Here is a 7,760-nt window from a genome sequence, read left to right on the forward strand (position 1 = left end):
ATCGGATCGAGTTGGGAGAGCTGGAGGCTGTCCTTCGCACCCATCCGGCTGTTAAGGAAGCCGTGGTGACGGCAAGAGAAGACAAGCTGGGTGACAAGCGTCTGGCGGCGTATGTGACGGCAAAAGAGGAAAGTAGGGAAGAGGGCACTGACTTAGCCGTCTGGGCAAAAGCAAAATTGCCGGAGTTTATGGTTCCCTCTGTCTTTGTCTGGCTGGAGGCTATGCCGCTCACACCGAACGGTAAGATCGACCGAAAGCAACTACCAGAGCCGGAGTGGGCGCAGGTGGCTTCGACACAAGAGTATGTCGGGCCACGCAACCAAAAGGAGGAACTGGTCGCCACGATCTGGTCGCAAGTGCTCGGTATCGAAAAAGTCGGGATTCAGGACAACTTCTTCGAGTTGGGCGGGCATTCTCTCTTAGCGACACGGGTCATTTCCCGACTTCGTGACATGTTTGCAGGAGAAGTCCCTATCCGTATTCTTTTCGAAAACCCAACCGTTGCAGAACTATCCGAAGCACTCGGAAGCTTTTTGCAAGAAACATCAGGAGCTTCGATCGTACCTATTTCACGGGAAGGTCATCTGCCCTTGTCCTTTGCGCAGCAGCGCCTGTGGTTCCTGGATCAGCTGATGCCAGACAGCGTCTTGTACAACATCCCGCAAGCGATGCGTTTGCTCGGAGACCTGAATATGGAGGCTTGGAACAAGAGCTTACAGGTACTAATCCAGCGCCACGAAAGCTTGCGGACAACCTTTGGCCACGTAGATGGACAAGCCGTACAAATGATTCACCCTTATGAAGAGCAGCCGTTACGTGTAATCGACTTACGGGAGCTACCAGCGGACGAGTGCGAAGCAGAAGCACAGCGTCTGGCAGGAAGAGAGGCAGCTACGCCATTCAACCTGAGCGAAGGTCCGTTGTTCCGTACGATCTTGATCCGCATAAGCGAGCAAGAGGCCGTCTTCCTATTTAACATGCACCATATTATTTTCGATGGCTGGTCTATCGGTATTTTCATCAAAGAAATGAGAGCACTGTACGAAGCATTTGTTTACGGCAAAGAACCTGAATTAGCCGATCTGACATTGCAGTACGCCGATTACGCTGTATGGCAACGGAAGTGGATGGAAGAAGATGTGCTTACGCAACAGCTAGCGTACTGGAAAGAAAAGCTAGTCGATGCCGAATCACTTTTGGCTTTGCCGACAGATCGTCCGCGTCCAGCTGTTCAAAGCCACGTTGGCGCGATGTATACCATTACGCTTTCAGCTGAACTGTTAGCAAAGTTGAGTATGCTCAGCCGTGAAGAAGGATCGACGCTGTTCATGACCTTGCTGGCTGCCTTCCAAACTCTGCTCTACCGCTACAGTGGACAGGAAGACATCCTCGTCGGAAGCCCGGTTGCAGGACGAAATCGGGAGGAGACCGAGTCGCTCATCGGTTTCTTCATTAATACATTGGTGCTACGTACGGATATGTCAGGGGAACCGACATTCCGTGACTTGCTGGCAAGAGTGAAGGAGACGGCGCTAGAAGCCTATGCTCATCAGGATCTTCCGTTTGAAAAATTGGTCGATGAACTGGCGCTGGAGCGCAGTCTCAGCTACTCCCCGCTATTCCAAGTGATGTTTGTCCTCCAAAACTTCCAGCTGGACTTAGACGAAAAGGCTGGTATTCGCGTATCGGAATTCGATATGGACAAACATCTGGTCACCGCCAAATTCGACCTGACGTTGACCATGGCAGAAAAACAAAACGGATTGATCGCAACGTTTGAGTACAATACAGCGCTGTTTGATGAAACGACGATTGTGCGAATGTCACAGCACTTCCAGCAATTACTCGAAGCCATCGTTCAGATGCCGGAGCAGACCATTACGCAATTGCAGTTGTTGTCTCAGGCAGAACGGGAGCAACTGCTGGCGGAATGGAACGACACGACGACTGCTTACCCACGGGATCAACGCGTGGATCAATTGTTCCAGCAGACCGCGATGCTTTACCCGAATCGCATTGCAGTGGTATCGGGAGACCAGAAGCTCACATACTCCCAGCTAGAGACACGAGCCAACCAAGTAGCCAACTACCTGCAAAAACAAGGCGTTCGCTCAGGTTCACTCGTCGGTATCTGCGTGAAGCGTTCTCTCGAAATGCTGATCGGGGTGCTTGGAATTCTCAAAGCTGGTGGGGCTTATGTACCGTTCGATTCGGATTATCCGAAAGAACGTTTGGCATACATGATGGACGACGCTCACGTCACGGTTTTGCTCACGCAGGAGCATCTCCTATCGTCATTCCCATCTGGAGAGCATACCGTGATTTGTCTGGATCGCGACTGGGCGATGATTGCCGAAGAAAGTGAACTTGCACCTGACATTGACACAACAGCGGAAAGTCTCGCTTACGTGATCTACACCTCTGGCTCTACCGGATTGCCAAAAGGAACGCTTGTCATCCATCGAGGCATTGTCCGTCTCGTCAAAGAAACCGACTACGTGACGATTACAGAGCAGGACGTTTTCCTGCAAGCATCGACAGTATCGTTCGATGCGGCGACCTTTGAGATTTGGGGCAGCTTGTTGAATGGGGCAAAGCTGGTGCTGATGCCGCCTGATCTGCCTTCCCTGGAAGAACTGGGACAAGCCATTCAGACTCACCAGGTTACGACTCTTTGGCTGACGGCGGGACTGTTCACCCTGATGGTTGATCATCACAAAGAGTACCTGACGGGGGTTCGGCAACTGCTCGTTGGTGGAGATGTCGTCTCGGTTCCTCACGTAAGAAAAGCGTTGGAAATCGAAGGGGTAACGATTATCAACGGGTACGGTCCAACGGAAAACACGACATTCACCTGCTGCTATCCGGTCACGGAGTTGCCAGAGACGATCAGTTCTTTCCCAATTGGCCGTCCGATCAAGAATACGACTGTGTACGTACTTGATAGCAACATGCAGCCCGTCCCGATTGGCGTAACAGGTGAACTGTACATTGGCGGAGATGGTCTGGCGAAAGGATATTTGAATCGTCCTGATTTGACGGAAGAACGCTTTGTACGAAACCCGTTCTCAACCGATCCGCAAGCACAACTCTATCGGACTGGTGACGTGGTTCGTTACCTGCCAAATGGTCTGATCGAATTTATCGGCCGAATCGATAATCAGGTAAAAATCCGCGGATTCCGCATCGAGCTGAGTGAAGTAGAGTCAGTTTTAGCCAAACACCCTGCGCTTGCCGCATCTGTAGTCATTGTCCGCGAAGATAAACCGGGCAAGAAACAGCTCGTAGCTTATGTGGTCAAGGAAGCGGAGCAAGAAATGGACACAGCCGAGCTGCGCAAGCACTTTAAAGCACATGTACCGGATTATATGGTGCCATCCGCTTTCGTCATGCTAGATGAATTGCCACTTACGCCAAACGGGAAAGTAGACCGTCGGGCCCTGCCAAAACCTGACTATGCGAACACAAGCGATGGGCACTACGTTGCACCATATACCTTTATCGAGCGCAAACTGTCTGAGATTTGGCAAGACGTTCTCAGAATCGAAGAATTGAGTATCAACTCCAACTTCTTCGAACTCGGAGGAGACTCGATCCTGAGTATCCAAATCGTCTCTCGGGCTAACCAAGCAGGGATTCGTCTTACACCTAAACAGATCTTTGAAAACCAAACAATCGCTGAACTGGCAGCTCTCGTTTCAACAACTGGAAACGGGGAAAACGCTATTCAACTGGCGGAACAAGGCATCGTGACCGGAGATGTGTTGCTTACGCCAATCCAGAAGTGGTTCTTTGCCGCAAATCAACCGTCTATCCATCACTGGAATCAATCCTTCTTGTTGACAGTCGAGGAACCGGTTGATACGAACGCATTGGAGCGTGCATTTACTGAGTTGCTTGCACACCACGATGCTTTACGCATGCGTTATACCAACAACGACGGTTTATGGTCACAACAAATCGAGGGCTTGGGCGAACCTGTACCTTTCCATGTGGTTGATTTGTCTGACATCTCACCAGAGGAACAATTCGCACGACTGGAAGAAATTGCAGGCGAGATGCAGGCGAGTCTGAGCATCACTGAAGGCCCTGTGTTCCGAGCTGTGTACTTCCACTTTGGAAAAGAACGCGCGGGACGACTCCTGCTCGTTATTCATCACTTGGTAGTCGATGGGGTATCCTGGCGCATTTTGCTGGAAGACTTGCAGTTGGCCTATGAGCAAGCTGTAAATGGTCAGGCGGTGCAATTCCCGTTAAAAACGACCTCGTTTAAGGCATGGGCTGAACAGTTACACGCTTATGCCAACTCTGATGCGCTCGAAAAGGAAAAAGCCTATTGGGCAAATCAAGCATATGAAGTGGATCCACTTCCTGTCGACCGTACGTACGAGCCAGCTCAAAACACCGAGGCATCGACGAAACAGATTACACTTACGCTGACCGCCGAAGAAACGCGCAATTTGCTTCACGAAACGCTCCCTTCCTACCGTCTGCAAATCAATGACGTATTGCTTGCTTCCTTAGCAAAAGCGCTGAATCATTGGACAGGAAAAGAGACGATGGTCGTACTTCTGGAAGGACATGGACGCGAGGAGATTATCGAGGGGGCAGATTTATCCCATACGGTTGGCTGGTTCACAAGTATGTACCCGATACAGATTTCTATCGAGCAAGAAAAACCTTGGGGGCATACGCTGAAGGCAGTCAAGGAACATCTCCGTCAGATTCCAAATAAGGGTGTTGGCTATGGAATTTTGCGCTATCTACGTGATGATCTTGAACTACAACACCGACTGAACGCCCAACCGAAACCGCAAATCAGCTTCAACTACCTCGGGCAATTTGATCAGACAGTGGCGGTTTCCTCTACGTTTGGCATAGCGTCTGAATGCAGTGGAGCTAATCTTGCCCCTGATTCGATTCGAGAGAACTTGCTAGATATCATTAGTGCGGTTACAGGAGATCAGCTACACGTCACCTGGATGTACAACGAAAACATCCATGACGAACAGACGATTGCGGCGGTTGCTGATGATTACATGGAAGCACTGCGGGAGATTATGTCTTACACTCAATCGGCAGAAGAAATCGGCTACACACCGTCAGACTTCCCGCTGGCTAATCTAAATCAGCAGTCTATCGACAAATACATCGCTTCGGATCGTCAGATCGAAAGTGTATACTCGCTGACTCCACTGCAAGAGGGGATGCTGTTCCACTCCCTGTATGAACAAGAGGGCGGCGATTATGTCGTACAGTTCCTCATGACAGTGCGAGATATTAGCTTGGAAGTATTCGAGCAAGCATGGCAGAAAATAGTAGACCGCCATTCGATTCTTCGTACCTCCTTTATCTGGGAGGGCTTGGAACAACCGCATCAAATGGTCCGAAAACAAGTAAAAGTAAACGTGGAAAAAATCGACCTACGCCATGTGGATGTCGATAAGCAGGAAGCTGAAATCCAATCGTACATGGAAAAAGACCGGGTGCGAAACTTCCAGTTTAATCAGGCGCCAATGATGCGTTGGACATTGTTTTACACGAAGGATAATACGTATCGCTTCTTATGGAGCTTCCATCATATCTTGCTAGATGGCTGGAGTATGCCACTTGTCTTGCAAGATTGGCAGGCAAGTTACCAAGCGATTTATAAAGGCGAAGAAGAAAAATTAGAAGCAGTTCAACCATTCAGTCGCTATATCGCATGGCTCAGTAAGCAAGATAAACAAGTTGCGGAGCGCTATTGGCGCGAGCAGTTAAAAGGCTTCTACGAGTCAACACCACTTGCAATGGGAAAAGCAGGCAGTCATGCCATACAGCCTAAAGCCTACAGAGATCGAACCGTTTACTTATCCAAGGAAGTAACGGCCCACCTGCAAGCTTTTGCCCGCAAGCAGCAGTTGACGCTAAATACGCTGGTGCAAGGGGCATGGGCACTCATCCTGAGTGGTTACAGCGGATCTGAAGATATTGTCTTTGGAACGACAGTTTCTGGTCGTCCAGCAGACCTGCCAGGAGTGGAAAACATGGTAGGACTCTTTATTAATACGTTACCTGTCCGCGTCATGTTTGACCCAAGCCAAACCATACACGAATGGTTACAACACTTGCAAAAGACACAATTAGACATCCGCCAGTACGAATACACACCACTTGTAGACGTCCAAGGCTGGAGTGAGGTTCCACATGGACAATCGCTGTTTGATAGTATTCTCGTTTTTGAGAACTACTTGAATAGCACAAGTGAGGAGTCAGATTCTGGAGTGTCGCTGAGCGAAGTCCAAGCAGTGGAGCAAACCAATTACCCATTGACATTGGTGGCGGCTCCTGGCGATGAGCTTGCTCTCAAATTGATCTATGAGCGAGGACGTTTTGATACGGAAGTGATTGTTAAGGTATTAGAACAGATGTCGCAGGTTCTACAGGCCCTAACTGCACAAGTGGAACAGCCGTTGCGTACACTTTCATTTATTACGGACGAGGAACGCCACAAGCTGTTAGTGGAATGGAACGCAGCGGAAACGGAATATGCTCGTGACGCGGTAATGCACCAGCTGTTTGAAGCGCAAGTAGTTGCTACACCGGATGCTGAGGCTTTAATCGTCGGAGAAGAAAGACTGACGTACGCGGAGCTGAACCGACGAGCAAACCAATTGGCTCACTATCTGCGGGCGCAAGGGATCGGCCCAGAGGTCTTGGTCGCTGTTCTCATGGAACGTACGACTGAGATGATCGTAGCGATGATGGGTATTCTCAAAGCTGGCGGCGCGTACGTACCGATTGATCCCGCCTATCCACAAGAGAGAATCGGCTATACGTTGGAGGATTCGCAAGCGGCGATCCTGTTGACCCAAGGTAGCCTGCTATCCATGCTGCCTGAACATAGGGCACAAGTGATCTGCCTGGATCGTGACTGGGAGCATATCGCAGAGCAAAGCGAAGAGAATCTGCCAAATTTGGTGGTACCAACTAACCTTTCCTATGTCATTTACACCTCGGGCTCGACAGGTCTGCCCAAAGGGGTAGCGATCCAGCACAGTAGTGTCATTGCCTTTATCGCTTGGGCGAAAACCGTCTTTTCGGCGGAAGAAATGAGTGGGGTGCTCGCCTCCACTTCTATCTGCTTCGATCTGTCTGTCTATGAAATATTCGTGACCGTAAGCTACGGTGGGAAAGTCATCTTGGCTGACAACGCCTTGCATGTACCGAGCCTGCCAGCCGTCAATGAAGTGACATTAATCAATACCGTTCCCTCTGCGGCAAAAGAGCTGGTGCGGATGAACGCGATCCCGTCGACGGTACGAGTGGTCAACCTAGCTGGAGAGCCACTGCCAAACACATTGGTGCAAAGTCTATATGCACGGGAGCATGTGGAAAAAGTCTTTAATCTTTATGGTCCGTCTGAAGATACGACCTACTCCACGTATGTACAGGTCACCAAAGGCGCCACGACAGAACCGACGATTGGTCGTCCTTTGTCCAACACACAAGCATATATTCTCGATGCCAACCTGCAACCTGTACCGCTGGGCTTACCTGGGGAACTATATCTTGGCGGGGAAGGATTGGCTCGCGGATACCTGAATCGCTCAGAGCTGACAGCAGAACGATTCTTGTCCAATCCATTCCACGCTGACCCGCATGCACGGATGTATAGCACCGGTGACTTGGTCCGTTATCTCCCGGATGGACAAATCGAGTATTTGGGCCGGATTGACCATCAGGTGAAGATTCGCGGCTATCGGATCGAGTTGGGAGAG

Annotated in this window: 1 protein-coding gene; it reads left to right on the forward strand. The window is 50.2% G+C overall.

The genetic code is table 11. The annotated features are described in order from the left end of the window. On the forward strand, window positions 1-7,760 hold a 7,760-nt coding region (locus C7R93_RS29510), incomplete at both ends, for a non-ribosomal peptide synthetase (protein WP_146142448.1).

This window comes from Brevibacillus fortis, from assembly GCF_003013395.1.
Lineage (GTDB): Bacteria > Bacillota > Bacilli > Brevibacillales > Brevibacillaceae > Brevibacillus > Brevibacillus fortis.